At 42.2% G+C, this 16102-nt stretch carries 16 protein-coding genes; 10 read left to right on the forward strand and 6 right to left on the reverse strand.

Features of this window, described 5'->3' with window-relative positions:
• Window positions 1-95 precede the first annotated feature (95 nt).
• The 4 genes from LI114_RS00695 (at window position 96) to LI114_RS00710 (ending at window position 5258) form a co-directional block, all read left to right on the forward strand.
• A complete protein-coding gene (locus LI114_RS00695; protein ID WP_227218511.1) occupies window positions 96-932 on the forward strand; it encodes a DNA adenine methylase in 837 nt (278 codons plus the stop codon).
• Window positions 925-2229 carry a type II restriction enzyme gene (locus LI114_RS00700; protein WP_227218513.1) on the forward strand — a complete coding sequence of 435 codons (1305 nt, stop codon included), beginning with the start codon at window positions 925-927 and terminating at the stop codon, window positions 2227-2229. The genes LI114_RS00695 and LI114_RS00700 overlap by 8 nt, the downstream gene beginning before the upstream one ends.
• 79 nt (window positions 2230-2308) lie before the next feature.
• Window positions 2309-2926, forward strand: coding sequence for an HD domain-containing protein (locus LI114_RS00705; RefSeq protein WP_227218515.1), 618 nt, complete (start codon window positions 2309-2311; stop codon window positions 2924-2926).
• Between the two features lie 313 nt (window positions 2927-3239).
• The gene (locus LI114_RS00710) at window positions 3240-5258 is read left to right on the forward strand and encodes an NACHT domain-containing protein (protein WP_227218516.1); all 2019 of its coding nucleotides are present in this window, start codon (window positions 3240-3242) and stop codon (window positions 5256-5258) included.
• A gap of 316 nt (window positions 5259-5574) precedes the next feature.
• Here the strand turns inward: LI114_RS00710 and LI114_RS00715 are convergent, their stop codons facing one another.
• From LI114_RS00715 to LI114_RS00725, 3 genes are read right to left on the reverse strand one after another with little or no spacing between them, the layout of a single operon-like run.
• Complete coding sequence (locus LI114_RS00715; protein WP_227218518.1) at window positions 5575-6156, reverse strand: recombinase family protein; 582 nt, start codon at window positions 6154-6156, stop codon at window positions 5575-5577.
• Window positions 6157-6171: 15 nt separating this feature from the next.
• On the reverse strand, window positions 6172-7776 hold the full coding sequence (locus LI114_RS00720; protein ID WP_227218520.1) for a relaxase/mobilization nuclease domain-containing protein: 1605 nt from the start codon (window positions 7774-7776) through the stop codon (window positions 6172-6174).
• The gene (locus LI114_RS00725; protein WP_227218522.1) at window positions 7671-8342 is read right to left on the reverse strand and encodes a plasmid mobilization protein; all 672 of its coding nucleotides are present in this window, start codon (window positions 8340-8342) and stop codon (window positions 7671-7673) included. The genes LI114_RS00720 and LI114_RS00725 overlap by 106 nt, the downstream gene beginning before the upstream one ends.
• A gap of 460 nt (window positions 8343-8802) precedes the next feature.
• On the opposite strand from LI114_RS00725, the gene LI114_RS00730 reads away from it, so the two are divergent.
• The 6 genes from LI114_RS00730 (at window position 8803) to LI114_RS00755 (ending at window position 12747) form a co-directional block, all read left to right on the forward strand.
• Window positions 8803-9276, forward strand: a complete 474-nt coding sequence (locus LI114_RS00730) for a GNAT family N-acetyltransferase (RefSeq protein WP_227218525.1) — start codon at window positions 8803-8805, stop codon at window positions 9274-9276.
• A 239-nt stretch (window positions 9277-9515) separates the two neighbouring features.
• Entirely contained in the window at window positions 9516-9785 is a 270-nt protein-coding gene (locus LI114_RS00735) for a hypothetical protein (protein ID WP_227218527.1), read from the forward strand.
• 42 nt (window positions 9786-9827) lie between these two features.
• The gene (locus tag LI114_RS00740; RefSeq protein WP_117957124.1) at window positions 9828-10010 is read left to right on the forward strand and encodes a transposon-encoded TnpW family protein; all 183 of its coding nucleotides are present in this window, start codon (window positions 9828-9830) and stop codon (window positions 10008-10010) included.
• Window positions 10011-10098: 88 nt separating this feature from the next.
• Window positions 10099-11724, forward strand: coding sequence for a recombinase family protein (locus LI114_RS00745; protein ID WP_227218529.1), 1626 nt, complete (start codon window positions 10099-10101; stop codon window positions 11722-11724).
• Window positions 11666-12607, forward strand: coding sequence for a patatin-like phospholipase family protein (locus LI114_RS00750; RefSeq protein ID WP_227218766.1), 942 nt, complete (start codon window positions 11666-11668; stop codon window positions 12605-12607). The genes LI114_RS00745 and LI114_RS00750 overlap by 59 nt, the downstream gene beginning before the upstream one ends.
• Complete coding sequence (locus LI114_RS00755; protein WP_227218531.1) at window positions 12604-12747, forward strand: hypothetical protein; 144 nt, start codon at window positions 12604-12606, stop codon at window positions 12745-12747. The genes LI114_RS00750 and LI114_RS00755 overlap by 4 nt, the downstream gene beginning before the upstream one ends.
• Before the next feature lie 56 nt (window positions 12748-12803).
• Here LI114_RS00755 and LI114_RS00760 read toward each other — a convergent pair whose 3' ends face one another.
• The 3 genes from LI114_RS00760 to hflX are packed head-to-tail and all read right to left on the reverse strand — an operon-like array spanning window position 12804 to window position 16076.
• The gene (locus tag LI114_RS00760; protein ID WP_227218533.1) at window positions 12804-13502 is read right to left on the reverse strand and encodes a hypothetical protein; all 699 of its coding nucleotides are present in this window, start codon (window positions 13500-13502) and stop codon (window positions 12804-12806) included.
• Window positions 13503-13507: 5 nt separating this feature from the next.
• Window positions 13508-14791, reverse strand: coding sequence for an alcohol acetyltransferase (locus LI114_RS00765; protein ID WP_227218535.1), 1284 nt, complete (start codon window positions 14789-14791; stop codon window positions 13508-13510).
• Window position 14792: 1 nt separating this feature from the next.
• A complete protein-coding gene (gene hflX, locus LI114_RS00770; RefSeq protein ID WP_227218536.1) occupies window positions 14793-16076 on the reverse strand; it encodes a GTPase HflX in 1284 nt (427 codons plus the stop codon).
• Window positions 16077-16102 lie beyond the last annotated feature (26 nt).

Consider the following 16102-nt stretch of genomic DNA (forward strand, 5'->3'; position numbering starts at 1 on the left):
ACTTTCGGACGATAATGCGGTATAATAAAATAGATTAGGTGGTTTTTCTCGTTTTTTACTAAATTATGCTAACCTGTTAAGAGGGAGTGACTTTAATGCCTAAAAATAAACTTGTATCTCCCGTACTTAAATGGGTCGGGGGAAAGAGACAACTTTTACCTTCAATAAAGCCTATGTTGCCTAAGAGAATAACATCATATTGTGAGCCTTTTGTTGGAGGTGGCGCAGTATTATTTGATCTTCAGCCTAAGAGAGCGATTGTGAATGACATTAACAGCGATCTTATTCTTGTTTACACTGTAATAAGAGATAATGTTGAAGCACTTATTGAATTGCTTGAAACTTATCCAAATGAAGAAGGTTTTTACTACGAACTTCGCAATATTGATCGTGAGCAGGAAAAGTATGATAAGTTGAGTGAAATCGAAAAAGCTGCAAGAGTTATTTTTCTTAACAAAACCTGTTATAATGGGTTATATCGTGTTAATAATGCTGGCGAATTCAATAGTCCTTTTGGAAAATATAAAAACCCAAATATTGTTAATGCTCCTGTTTTACGGGCTGTAAGTGCCTATTTTAATTCATCGGAAATAACATTTAGCACAGCTGATTTTGAACTGGTACTTGAGCAAGTGCGCAGAGGAACATTTGTATACCTTGATCCACCATACGATCCAGTATCAGATACATCCAGCTTTACGGGCTATTCTAAAGGTGGATTTAGTCGAGAGCAACAAATACAATTGCGTGAATGCTGTGATAGACTTAATGCTCGTGGTGTAAAATTCATGTTATCTAACTCCGCAACAGATTTCATAAGAGAGCAGTATTCTAATTATCATATAACAATAGTTCAGGCTAAAAGAGCAATTAACTCTGTCGCAAGCAAGCGAGGAGATGTCGATGAGGTAATAATAACAAATTATGAGTGATACAGAGAAAATTGATAAACTTGAACACGAAAGCAGAAATGATGCTGCTTGGCATCTCCTATTTGAAAAATATGACATTCTCCATCATATTGAGCAGGATGGTTGTTTTCAAATATCTGCTACGCAAATAAAGGAATTTCGTGAACCCCGATTAATGGCAAAATTTGATCACACTATCAATTTGCCAAAATTATTCAAACAAAATAAGCTCTCTATACTTCCAATAACTCGTGGAGACTATATCATTTCACATTTTGATGCCTATCATAAATTCGAGCCTGTATCAAGTGATGTAACAAGAATCAGTTTGCCGTATTACATTCAGAGTTTGAATATAGATTCGATAACAAGTGAAGCAGTTGCATTAAATTGTGCCTATGTTTCAGGAATAATGGCTGATTTTTTAGAGGATGAACAGCTTGTACCAACAGTTAGCGGACGAATGGGATCTGGTAACTTTGATTTTGAGATTAAAGATACACAGCATAGGAATAATAGAATTGTCCAAGTGCATAATTCTCAAATCGAAATAGATGCAGGGTATGAAGGATTACAGAAACTTGCGTTAATTGAAGCAAAGCGTGATTTATCTGATGATTTCCTTGTTAGACAGCTCTATTATCCATTCAGAACTTGGAGTGATCGAGTAAACAAAGCTGTTAAGCCTATCTTCTTGGTGTACTCGAATGGTATCTTTCACCTATATGAGTATCAATTCGCAAATCCTATGGAATACAGCTCGTTAATGCTTGTTAAGCAGAAAAACTACACAGTTGAGGAAGATATGACTATTACAACTGAGGAGATCAATCGGATACTTGATGCTGCACAGAGAGCTAAGGAACCTGAAATAGCCTTTCCGCAGGCAGATAGCTTTGATAGAGTTATAAATCTTTGCGAATTGTTACAAGAACACCCTATGACAAGGGAAGAAATTACGATAAATTATGCCTTTAATGTAAGACAAACAAATTATTATACCGATGCAGCTCGTTATCTTGGTTTGGTAGATAAGCAGAGAACCGATGATATTACATTCACTTTAACCTCAAAAGGAAGAAGTATACTACGATTAGGCTATAAACAAAGACAGTTAGCTTTTTGCGAATCTATATTATCACACAAAGTTTTTGCTGACAGCCTTAAACTGTGGTTTGGGCAAGGTGAAATTAACAAGCAAGACATTGTTGCGATCATGAAGCAAAATGATCTCTACAACGTCGAAAGTGAAAGCACATATATTCGTAGAGCATCAACTATCAGAGGTTGGCTGGAATGGATCGTTAGATTACTATAAATTTATGTCTGTTGATATTACAATTCATAAATGAATAACCTCAACCGAATCTAAACTATTAGAATCTAGGTGTAAGTATATGTCAGAATATATGCGTATATTTTTAAATGAAATATATAACTTAAAAAAGCAAAAAAGAAATGGGTGGATGGCAAAAGGTAGAGAACTTGAACGGATTATAGTTGAATCTGTTGCAGATCATTCATGGAGTGCAACAATGATTGCAGAATTCTTTTTACCTTCTACCGCTGCTGAAATGGCTAAAATACTTGGTAAATCAATTGAATCTTCTCAATATAGTAAAAGCCATATTATAAGACTACTTATAATTCATGATTTAGCAGAATCATATACTGGTGATATTCCGAAAAAAGAAAAAAATCTTACAGATGAATTAACTGAGAAAAAAAGATTTGAATATTATAGAGATAGTTTGAAATTTACTGATTTTGGAGATACGTTTGAATTATATAATAATTGGGAAGAATTTTACAGATGTGAAACATTTAACGCAAAAATTGCTAAAGATATCGACCAACTTGAATGCTACATACAACTATTTATGTATAAAGAAGAACTATTAAATAATAATTCAAACTCATGGGAACAAATAAAAAAAGAATGGACAGATAATTTAAATATATATACTGATTTCGGACATTGGTTAAAAATACAAATAGATGAGATTTTTGATTAGTCAAACTCCTTGCAACTTAGCGCATTGTCATGATGAAATTTACATAAACCCAAAAGTTTGAAACACTTGATATACCAGCAGTTTTAGGATTCTTAAAGATTTAACATGATAGCTATTTTTCAAAAATGCAGGTTATTATTTAAAAATTCATTTTGAGAGTATCATCTTATTTCTTTAAGATTCCTTAGTATCAATATTTATGTAAATACCAATATGTCGATATGCTAACGCTTTTCATATTATGCCATGCAACTTTGTTAAAAATTCTAAAGTGTAAATATATATTGGGACTTTGATTATTAAGAGGTGACTTATGAACCTTGATATTTTTTTAGATTTTATAAAAAAAGTTTTTGGTTGGATGGTAGAACATGAATTTATAACAGGAGCAGGTATAATTGCTTTATTTAAATTGATTAGGGATAAAATTATATCGCAAACAATACTATATTATGGATATTTGAAAAATCAAAAACGTATAGTAGATAATAACGATATATTCCCGTGGGAATACGACAATCGAATTTACGGTAAAGATTTGTACAAGCACTTATACGTTAAACATATTAATATGCGTGCTGTAAAAAGCGAAAAAGATGTACCATCTGTCTTACGATTATCACCTAAAAATATTTTAATTATAGGAAAGCCAGGAAGTGGGAAATCTACTTATTTAACATATTTATATAAAAAATGTATTTCTCCCCAAAAATCAATTATAAATTTTCTGTTTCGACGTTATTTTTTCATAGTTAGAGCAAGTTTGTTTTCTACCACTCCCTCTAATGAAGTATTTGAAATTTTAAAGAAACACAAATCTAGGTATCTTACTTTAAAATACATTTTTTTAGATGGCATTGATGAAATGAAAATAGAGGATTTTTCCTCCCTTATTGAAATAATAGAAACTTTACAAAGAAAAAACGTCTACTTTATTGCCACATGCAGAAAAGAAGATCATGAAGTACTAAAAAAAATAAATTCAACGTACACATCTCTATTCGATGAAATATTCGAATTAAAAGATTGGGGTAATCAACAAATCAACTCATATATTCAGAATTATAAAAAGATTTCAAACAATACAAGCTTTGAAGTTCAAATATACAATTACATAAATAAAAAAGAATTTCATGATTTTTTTCTTACACCACTTGAACTTTCTTTATTATCATTTATCATTGATAATAGTAATTCGAGAAACGTAAAAATAAATAATCAGTTTGACTTATATGAACAATTTATAAGACATTGGATAATTAGAGAATGCTTGAAAATAGATAATAAAAATGATAAAAAGAAATGCGTTGAAAACACAATAACTATTCTATCGGATATATCAAGGCGATTATTTAAGGAAGAAAAGATCTATTATAATGATGAAAAAATCAAAAATTATTTTGATAACGAGTATAGTATAAAATTCTTTTTTAATGCAATTGTAATGTATGTTGATGATACAGACTCTCGTCTTTTATGTGGTTTTTATCATAAGAATTTTCAAGATTATTTCCTTGCATGCTATTTTTTTGAGAAAATATTAACTAAAACTAACGAATTAGGAATTGAAGCTATATATTCACTTGAAATCAGATATAATCATACAGTTACAAGGTTTATCAAAAGTAAATTTGAATTATTGAGTCAAGATGAACTTGAACTTGTTAAGAACAATTTATTACATATTATGGGAACAGCTTGTCGAATCAATAATTCTCAATTAGGGATAAACGGAAGTGTGAAAAATGAAATAAAAAAATACTTTAGAGAGAATAATTCTAATGCAACTATTGTCAGAAATGAAATATACTTTCTCCTTGCAAGATTGCCTCATCAAGATAAAAATGAATTAATAAGAATTTTTCGATTAGCGTATAGTCGTGAAAACGATATAAGAGCAAAAAGAACCATAGCTATTAGTGCAACAATTTTAGGAGATGAACAGACTGAGTTACAATATGCTAACGAGATTTATAATAATGCTAATAGCAATTATATAGATAGATCATTTACATTAGTATATTATCAAGATGTACCATATAGTAATCCATTTACATATAATGATGATAATGTTTGCGAATGGAATAATTCTCGTTCAAGTCGCATTGACAGATTGCAACGTAATGACGAAAAGAGCCAAAGAATGAGAACTTTTGATTTAATTACTATATTAAACTTTGTGAAAAGTAGAAATAACTATTATATTCCAACTCCAGAAGAAAAAAAAGTCATTAAAGATTGCGATATAAATTGTAGTTTTTATTCACAAGACAAGAAAAATTTGCTAATTGTAGTTTTAAATGAGCTTAAAAGTCTTTGGTCTATAACATAATTTTAATATTGAAATTTCAATCATCCATAGCATAAATATAAATGATGGTGATATTCAAAACTTTTCTTGATTTGTGAGTAATTCACAAACCATAGCCTACTGGCACACCTGTTTTCCGTTCCACACAAGTCCGATTAGGCATTGTGGAGCATACCACAACAGGCACAAACCTTATTGGAACTAAATAAACTCAAGCTCTCGGAAACGCTCTGTAAGCGTTTCTGAGAGCTTTTTCTTTTCAGCGGTTAGTTTTCCGCTCCGCAGGCTCGGACGGTGCTGTGGAGCTTTTCCGTTCGCCAGACGGTCAAGCTAAGGTCTACTCGGTGATACCGTGCCGGAGTTCATACTCACGCACACGGCGGTAAAAGGTATTTGACGACATATCCATTCTCCGCATAAAATCTCTGCCCGTGATGTTTTTTGCTCTCCATTCCCCATAGAGCTGCCCGAACCTCATCCAGTCGGTGGGGATAGGCTTTCGCCCGGTGTACTTGCCCTGAGCCTTAGCAATCTCGATGCCCTCACGCTGTCGCTGTTTCAGCTGCTCACGCTCCAACTGAGAGAGTGCAGCGAACACGGTCAACATAAATTTGCCCGCAGGCGTGTTGGTGTCGATTTTCTCCTTGTGGCTGATAAGGGTAACTCCTTTGTCGGTGAGGGTGTCGATGATGTTCAGCAAGTCCTTTGTGGAGCGCCCCAAACGGCTGATACTCTCGATGTAAAGCGTATCTCCCTCACGCACATAGTCAAGCATTGCCCTGAGCTGAGGTCGGTCTGTGTTCGCTCCTGACAGTTTCTCAGAGAAGATGCGGTCAACCTGATAACCGCACATGATCTCCTGCTGTCTCGCTGTTTCCTGATGCTCCGTAGAAACACGGATATAACCTATTTTGCTCATAGTATCGTCCTTCCTTTATTCAAGTGCATTTTTATTTCTGTGTTTTGCCTGTGTCCTCTGACGGCTTTTCTCTCGCTCACTCTTCATATACTGCTCATTAAGGTACTGGCGCACCTGTCGGGTGTACCGCATCGCCGTTTCATGTTTGAGAAGATATGCCTTGTGTTCGGGCATAATGGCTTTGAGCTTATCTTTTAACAGCTTTGACAGTGCTGCAAGCTCGCTCCGCTTGGGTGCTTTGCCGTCAACATAATAAGCCTTAATATGCTCGGTGATGTACTTGTCAGCTTCTTCGTAAGCGTCGATTGCGCCAGCGTTCTTCTTGCGGAAATGCTTTTGCGTAAACGCTGACCGTTCCTGATACTCCTTGTATGTAGCAGAATTGTCAGAACGCTGTTTTATCATCGCAAGGAGCTTGCCGATAGCTGTGTACTGCTCTTTCAGCTCGGTAACTTCATCGGTGTGATCTTCGGGCGAATGGATATTGTGCATAAATCCACCAAACTCGCTTAAAGACATGATGCCGACAGCTTCAAGCTCTGCAATAATCTTGTCGCTGTCACGCATACCTCGGATAGATGCCCATTCATCTATTTTCTTTTCAGGTGCTTTACTCTCGGTCGGCTCAGATGCAGGCGGTGGAGTTTCACGCTCATCATACAGCGGTGCAAGAAATTCCTCTGCTGTAATAACTGTCCTGTCGGGTTCAGGCTTTGGAGTAGTCGGCGGTGTGATCGTGGGTGTAAATGTAGGCACTTGTGAGATGCCCTTTTCCCGCATTTTTGAGCGAATGAGATCGGAGATAAGGTGTCCGGGTTCTGACGGTGATGTTGTCGGGGCGGTGACTGTTTGTGTCGGCTTAGGATTAGGCTTAGGAGCAGCAACAGGCTTCGGCGGTTCAGTAAGCATATCGGGAGTGACATTCGTCGCTGACAGCTTTTCCTGTATCTCCGCTATCTGCTCGGCAATGCGTTCGGGGATGTAGTCTGCTCCCAATGTGTCGGCTCTTGTGAATCTCTGCTGTCCCTCGCCCGAAAGACGGAATTTCAGCTTGACTTTGTTCTGTGGCGTGTAAACATACTCGATACCGCTGGCAGAACAGTTGCGTAAAAAGTCCGCAAAGTCTTTGCTGTAAAATGCGACTTCTGCAATCTTAGCTCGGAGTTTGTCTTTCCACGACTTGCCCTGCAACTGCATATCCCTTTCAAAGTGGGAAACGCCTTTCGCCTTCGGCTCAATAACGGATATGCCGTGTTCCTTGCATAGTTCGTCCGATATTGCCCGTAACTGTGCCCATGACCGTTCATTTACCTTGCCTTGATTGTGTTCGTAAGTAAAGCTGAGTCCGTTGTAAAGATTAGTGTTATTGAAAATGATGTGACAATGGGTATGGGACTTGTCTGTGTGAACGGCAAGCACATATTGGTAGTTGCCTTTCAAAAATCTGTCACACAATTCCTCACCGATCTGCAAGGCTTGTTCAGGTGTAACTTCATCAGGAGCGAAACTCTGGACTATGTGGTGTGCGAGGATTTGTGTTCGCCCTGTTCCGCCTGCTCTGACTGCTCGGAAGTCGGCGGCAGCACCGATGCTGTCGGCTCGGCAGGCAAAAGACTGCACATATAAGCCGTTGACGGTCTTATCTCCGTTTGTGATATAGCGGAGAGCCGCCCCGTCTGTTGCCTTGATTGAATGGATAGAAGTGTATGCCAAATTTCGCTAACTCCTTTCTTGATTTCGGAAATGTCCTCGGCATAGATGTGACCTGTGCTGTAAAGTCGGACAAGTATCTGATTGATGTTCGCTCCGATACGCTTCATAAGCCTGTTGGTTTCAGCAATCTCGGTGTGGTCGGGTGTGAGATCAACCCTTGCACGAACGCAGTCACGGATATACTCCGTTTTGTTCTTGTAACCGTACTGCTCACACTTGGAAAGAATATCCTGCATTTCGGATTCTGTAAAGCGTACATTCAGCGTGTAGGATTTCTTCTCTCTCTTGCGTTTCAGGTACTTTCGTTCGTCATCGGTGAGCTGGCTCTCGTCTTTGTCGGCAAGGCTCTTGTCAAGTTCGGACTTAACCTCTTGGTCAAGTGCGTGGTTGATTGCTCCCTCATAAGTCATTTCCTCGAACTCCATAGCCTTACGCTTGGGTGGTCTGCCTCTCTTGCGTTTTGCATTTTCCATAGTGGTGTCTCCTTTGTTTTATTTCGGCGTAAGCCGATTATTTTCTGACCGCTGTGCGATCATTTCGGGGCTTGGGGTGTCCCCAACAAGCATTGGTGGAATTTCGCTCGCTGTGCGGCGCATTCCACTATGCTTGTTATTTTTGTTGCGCTATGGCGCATTTTTTCTCGCCTGAGCGTTTCTTTCCGCTCAGGCTTTCGATGCTCCGTCAGCGAATTTGGAGCTATGCGACTTCAATCTCCGCCGCTTAGGTCGGCGGTCATTCTCGCTCACGCTCCTGCGTGATGCTCTCAATTATCATCGGTGTCAATATTCTAAACTGGCTCGGCGCAGTTATTGCGCAGTTTGGGCGGCAGTTTTATGAAAATGGAGTTGCTTTTTCAGTATGGATATGGTATAATGATTTATAAGAAAAAACGATTTGTTTTTCACAATAAATCGGGATTTGAAGAGGTAATCTATGGACTATACGATTAGAAATATAAGAGAGGCTGAATATAAAATATTAAGCGATTTTTTATATGAAGCAATATTTATTCCCGAAGGTGTCAAAGCACCCCCAAAAGATATTATTAATAAACCTGAACTACAGGTGTATATATCAGATTTTGGAAAGCATAGTGGAGATTACTGTCTTGTTGCAGAGTCTGACAAAAAAATTGTGGGTGCCGTATGGGTTCGGATTATGAATGATTATGGTCATGTTGATAATGAAACTCCATCTTTTGCAATATCATTATTTCCAGAATACAGAAACCATGGAATAGGAACTGCTTTGATGAAATCAATGATTGATCTACTGAAAACAGAAAAATATAAGCAAGCATCACTTGCCGTTCAAAAAACAAACTATGCAGTTAATATGTACAAGAATGTTGGATTTGAAATAACTGACGAAAACGAAGAAGAGTACATTATGATATGTAAGCTTTAATTCGTCAAATTCCAGTTTATCAACCTTGATATAAACTAAATATCCCTAAAAACTGTAAAGCATTGATTTGCTTTGCAGTTTTTGTTTTTCTCATACAAAATGCCGAACTGAAAAAGTCAACTGGAACAGAAAGATTATGCGCCTTGCGAATAGACAGAAATAATGTATCTGCGCTATAATATTACTATGTAAATGCACTATTGCTGAATCGAAAAGAGGTGAAAGAAGTGCGTGCGACTTTGACTGACAATAATGCAAAACTTGAAAATCTTGAAAAATCAATCCGGGCAGCCAATGAACGAAAGCGTAAACTTGTTGAGAAAAACAAGCGGATTACCTATGATATTCTTTCTGAACTTTATGGGTTAGAGGGACAGGAACTTATTAACGCTGTAACTGCTGAACATGAATTAATGGAAATGTTTAAAAAACGAGGCATGGACTACAACCAGATTTACGAACTTACAAAATATCAAAACCACAGACCAATGAACACAAGCGAGGGATAAACAGAGAAAGCGAAACCCTCAGATAAAGGAGAAAAATTCGCTATGAACAAAGAAAGTACAACTTATACTGAATACAAAATCGGACACACAACCTATATGGTAAAAACAATATTCAATCCTGATTTTCAGGAAAGTCTTTCCGATATTCTGAAAAGACTTATTATTCGTGAATGTGAAAGTTTCCTCAGTGAAAGCCAACAGGACTGTGAATTGCAGGCTGTGTAAATTTTTAGTGCAACTGTATTGCAATCAGCAGTGCAGCGCGCTATAATAATAACATAGCTTGCTGTATCTGTCGGAAAGTGAGGATATTATGACAGACAAGATTACAGCTTTATACTGCCGACTTTCACAGGACGATATGATTGACGGTGAGAGCAACAGTATTACAAATCAAAAATTGATTTTGAAAAAATATGCTGATGACAATGGGTTCAAAAACATAGTTTTCTACGTTGATGACGGCATTTCAGGCACAACATTTGAACGTAACGGCTTTCAGGCGATGATGTCTGATATTGAGAGTGGCAAGGTAGGAACTGTTATTACAAAAGATCTCTCCAGACTTGGACGTGATTATCTTAAAACAGGCGAATACGTAGAAATTATATTTCCTGATCACAATGTGCGTTATATCGCTATCAACGACAACGTGGACACTTTCAAGGGCGACAATGAGTTTATGGCGTTCAAGAACATTTTCAACGATTGGTATGCTCGTGACTGTTCCAAAAAGATCCGTGCAGTTTTCAAGGCTAAGGGACAATCAGGCAAACACCTCTGTCCGCCTGTTTACGGCTATAAAAAGTCTGATACGGACAAAAACTTGTGGGTGATTGATGATACTGCTGCCGAAGTAGTCCGCAAAATATTTAGGCTTTGCATTGAGGGATATGGTCCGGTACAGATTGCCCGTATTCTCACGGAACAGGACATTCCAACACCTACCGCTTATGCTCTGTCGCAAGGAAGAGATAACGGACGGCATAATGCCAAACTGCATCGTTGGGGAGCAAATACTATCTGTCACATTCTTGAAAGACTTGAATATTGCGGTCATACGGTCAATTTCCGCACTCACATGAAGTCTTACAAGGTGCATAAGATTGTCTATAATCCGCAGGATGAGTGGCAGATTTTTAAGAACACACAAGAGCCTATTATTACGCAGCAGGAGTTTGACTTAGTGCAGGAACTCCGCAAGAACAAACGCAGACCGCAGAAAATGCAGACGGTCAATCCGTTCGCAGGAATGGTGTACTGTGCTGACTGCGGTGAGAAGATGTATTTGAGCCGCCGCAAGAATGAACGTCCCGAACAGGAACACATGAGATGCTCTACCTACGCCAAAGAACAGGATAAATGCACAGTGCATTATATCAGAACTTGTGTTCTAAATGAGATTGTCCTCGGAGAACTGAATAAGCTCATTGAAACCATTAAGGAAAATGAAGAAGAATTCATCAATTCAGCTATGAATCATTCCGTTCAGAAAAAATCATCAGAACTTACAAAGGCAAAGAAAACCATAAAACAGGCTGAAAAGCGTATCGCTGAATTGGATAAGCTGTTTACAAGGCTCTATGAGGACAATGTTCTTGGTAAAATATCTGATGAACGATTCACGGTCATGTCGGCAGGATATGAGAATGAGCAGAAAATGCTGAAAGAAACGGTTTCAGAGCTTCGTACAATTATCGCTCATGCTGAGAAGCAAGCTTCTGATGTGACTGCATTTCTGAAGGCAGTACACAAATATGAGCATATCACAAAGCTTACACCTGAGATCATGCACGAACTGATTGAAAAAATCGTGGTGCATGAAGCAGACAAGACAAGCGGAAAGCGTGTACAGCAGATTGATATTTATTATCGCTTTGATGTTGCCGTTTCATCAGTTACTGCCGAAACAGGAAAACACGGAAAAAAGACTGCTTAACCGAAGTGTTACGCAGTCTGCATTAAAAGAAGAAAAACTTCTATATCACTACTGTACTTTAGGCTTAGTTTTATCGGGCGGAATGGCGAAAGGCGCGTATCAGATAGGCTTTTGCAAAGCGCTTAGCGAGAACGCGCATTTTGAGGTAAAAGCCATATCCGCCGCCTCGATAGGCACGCTCAACGGCTACGCTTTCGCCGCGGGAAGATCAGAGCAGGCGGAGGAGATATGGCGCTCGCTGGACTTCAAGGGCTGTAAGAAAATGTATGATAAGTTTTTGAAAAGCGGCGGGATAATGAGCATAGCTGAAAGCATACACGGGCGCTCTGACGAGCTGAAATGCTTTCTCAGCACGGTATGCTGGTCGGCGGGCGAGAAGAAAGCGCAGTACATACGGCTGGACAAAACGCCGCCCCAATACCGCGCGGGGTTTCTGAAAGCCAGCGTAGCAGTACCGCCGATAATGCACTCCGTCACCGTAAACGGCAAAAGCTACTACGACGGCGCGGCTGCTGACAACACGCCTATACGCCCGCTCTTAAAAATGCGTGGACTGGACATGATACTGGCTCTGCAATTCGACGGATACATCAGCAAAAAAAGCAATGACCGCGGCGTGCCGATAATGTATGTCAATCTTCAGGAAAAGCCGATATTCTCAGACAGCTTTGACCTTCAGAGAGATTCCGTAGCGAAAATGATAGAGTACGGCTACCGCGAGGGGCGCGGCATACTGGAAAGGCTTGAAAAAAGCGAAAACATTTCGGCAGAGATCGTCCGCGCGAACGCGGCTCTAAAAGAAAACCGCCGTACAGGAGATCACATAGTACGGCGACTGAACAGGCTCACAAGAATAATATCGGAAAGGGAGATGGCGGAATGAGAAAAAAACTGCTGGTAGTTGGCGGCGGCGCTATGATAATTCTGGCTTTCTGCATAGGGACGACTGTAGCTCTGACCTGCAAAAAAGCAAAGGAAAAGCTTGAGAAACTGAAAGATAAAGACAACAAAATGACCGCATAACAAGAAAACGGAAATGCACTTTTACGATCAGCGCATTTCCGTTTTTTTATCGAATATCAAACAAAAAATTTCTTTTTAAGCGAATTTCGCAGGTTCGGGCAGATGGCTACTATCAGCAGCCACAATCCTATAAGCGTGCACGCCGCCAGAGGGTAGAGCGACCAGCCTATGCGCATACGCTCGCCGAAAGTCAGCGTGAGCATACTTTCTACCAGCACGGCGAAACCGCCGCTGAGTATCACTACTCCGCCGAAGATGTACAGATACCCGCGGCGGAGACAGCGGCAGAGGGTAACAGCCGCGGTAGTTATCAGCGCCGCGCCGCCCGTTATCGGCAAAGCGAACGTCATGAACCAGCCGCCATGCACAGCGAGGTCGATATACAGCAGGTAGACCGCAGCCGCCGCGAAATCGCAGGGGACGAATATCACAGGGTTCGGCTTTTTGAACCAGAGCGGCAGGACTATCACGATATACGCGAGCAGGACAGCACCCGTCACGAAGCCCGACCAAGTAACCGCGCGGTTTATGCTGAGATTGCAGACCAGCGACAGAAGCACGGCGAGCGCGAAGATAGACGTTATTATAAAAAGTGCGCCGCCGCGGCTGACCGTCTGCACCTCGCTCTCATTAGTGCGCGGGAAAAGCGGCTCGCCCTCTCCCCTTTCAATATCGGGATGGTAAACGCGCGTTCCGCAGAGCGGGCAGCGCTCCTCAGCGTCGTCAAGCTCAACGCCGCATTTTACACAATACATTTTGCTCAGCTCCTTCTCTGATTACTGCGCAAGGTGATATGCAGACCAAGTTTGCGCAGATATGTAAAAAATTCGCGCTCAAGCACAGGCTCTTCTATACGGCGTATCATGCTGATATACAGCCGTCCGCCGTAAGAAAGCACGGCGCAGTTGTTCGGCGAAGTTACCTGCGTGCCGAGTGTGAAGCCGAAGCGCCGCGTGTGGCGCGCCATTTCGTCGGGCAGGGTGATGTTGCCGAGGTTCGAGATAGTGATGCAGGACTTTTTCTCTCCCGTAAGCTCGTAGGCTATCTTCATGCCGATATTTTTCACGAAAAGCGGCAGTATTTTCAGCAGCGGCATCTGCTCTATCTTGACGTTGGCGCGTATGCGAGCCGCCATGCGCTTTGGCGAAAGCTCCAGCGACATCTGATGATGCACCTCTGCCAATATCTCTTCAAAGCTGTAATCGCCGAGCTGAGGGTCTATGCCGGGGGTGATATAGAGCACGAAATTGCGCAGAGTTTCGCTCGGGAACATACGCCGCAGGTTGGTAGGTATCAGCACTTTCAGCGGTCTTTGGCGGCGTTTCGGCACGCGCTCGTCCTGCAGACGGGCGAAGGAAGCTATCATCACCGAAACTATCAGCTCGGTAATCGTTACGCCATAGCCGTGCGCGAGGTCAAGGACGTCTTTCACGCTCATCTCGCCGACTATTATGTTCTTATAGCCGCCCTGCTCGGGCAGACCTGTAAGCTGAAAAGCGGTGCGCTCTCCCCTGCCCGCGCTGACCCTGCCTGCGTATTTCGGGAAATCGTCGGCAAGCTCACACTCGCGCGGCGGCTCTCGCCTATCGAAAACGCCTTTTTCAAAGGGTATCTGCAAGCCGCGTTTTTGCTCCAAATACTCGGCGGAAAGGGATTTTAGGAATATCAGACCGCTGTTGCCATCGGCTATCGCGTGGAAAAACTCGACGGCTATGCGCCCGCGGAAATACAGCACGCGGAAAGCGCATCGGCGAATATCGTCAAACGGCATATGCGTTAGCGGATAGGCGTGCTCGGGCTGCACCTGCGGCGCTTTTTCTATCTCTTCAAGATAATACCAAAACATACCCGTGCGCACGCGAACGGCTATCGAGGGAAAGCGCTTTATAGTGACATCGAGCGCGGCTTGCAGTACGACGGGGTCTATATCCTCGTCGAGCGTTATCGAAAGGCGGAAGATATTGCTCCAATTGCGCCGCCTTGCCGCGGGGTATATCTTCGCGGCGTTATCCAGCTTCATCCATCTGAGCTGACGTTCCGGCATATTACTCACTTACCTTTTCATCGTGTTTATCGGCGCTGAGAGGCTTCGCTGCCTGCTCCAGCAGACCGATGTATTTTTTATCCAGACGAATATCAGCCGCAATGCCCTCGGCGGTGTACTCTTCGTTTTTCACGCCGCCCAGTTCGCGAACGCGCGCCAGCACGCCGCCTTTATCGAACGGAAAAAGAAAACGGCCGCTTACGCAGTTCTCGCCAAGCGCTTCGGCAACGGCGGCGAGCAGCTTATCAGTACCCGCGCCGCTTTTTGCGGAGATAAGCACGCTCTGCGGCTCGTGCGAGAGGGCTTCGCAAAGCTCAGGCACAAGGTCGCACTTATTAAAAGCGGTTATCACGGGAATATCGGAACAGCCGAGCTCTTCAAGCAGTTTAAGAGTGACATTGCTTTTTTCGTGGCATTCGGGGTCGGAAGCGTCGCAGAGGTGGATGATTACATCGGCGTTGGCAGCTTCCTCCAGTGTAGACTTGAACGCTTCGACGAGATTATGCGGCAGGCGGCTGATAAACCCTACGGTATCCGCCATTATTATCTCGCGGTCGTCGGGCAGAGTGACGGCGCGCGATGTGGTTTCTAGGGTAGCGAAAAGCTTGTCCTCAGCGAGCACATCGGCGTCGGTGAGGGTATTGAGAAGCGTTGATTTGCCCGCATTTGTATAGCCCACCACCGCGCAGACGGGCACGCCTGTTTTCTTACGGTGGCTGCGCGCCAGACCACGGCGTTTTTCTATCTCTTTAAGCTCCTCGCTGAGCTTTTGTATGCGCGAGCGGATATGGCGCTTATCGGTTTCGAGCTTGGTTTCGCCGGGGCCGCGCGTGCCGATACCGCCGCCCAAACGCGAAAGCGAAACGCCCATTCCCGCAAGGCGCGGCAGGCGGTATTTATACTGCGCAAGCTCTACCTGCAACCTGCCCTCGCGGGTGACGGCGCGCTGAGCGAAAATATCGAGTATCAGCGTTGTGCGGTCTATTGTGTGAACGCTGATGACGTCCTCAATATTGCGCACCTGCGAAGCGGTAAGCTCGCAGTCGAAGATGACCTGATCGGCGTTTTCATTTTGGCAAAGTTCTTTCAGCTCGGCAAGTCTGCCCGAACCTATGCAGGTAGCGTTATCTATAACGGGGCGCTTTTGCACAACGCGCGCCGCGACCTCTGCACCCGCCGTGCGCGCAAGTTCGGCAAGCTCGTTCATAGAAGCTTCGGCGTTGTACTCGCCAGTATCCACTGCGCAGAGGATAACGCGCGGAAGTTTTATTTCAGTTTCAAACATTTGATCCTCCAACAAGAAATTATTCG

Source organism: Ruminococcus sp. 210702-SL.1.03 (assembly GCF_020559915.1).
In the GTDB taxonomy this organism is placed as follows: domain Bacteria; phylum Bacillota; class Clostridia; order Oscillospirales; family Ruminococcaceae; genus YE71.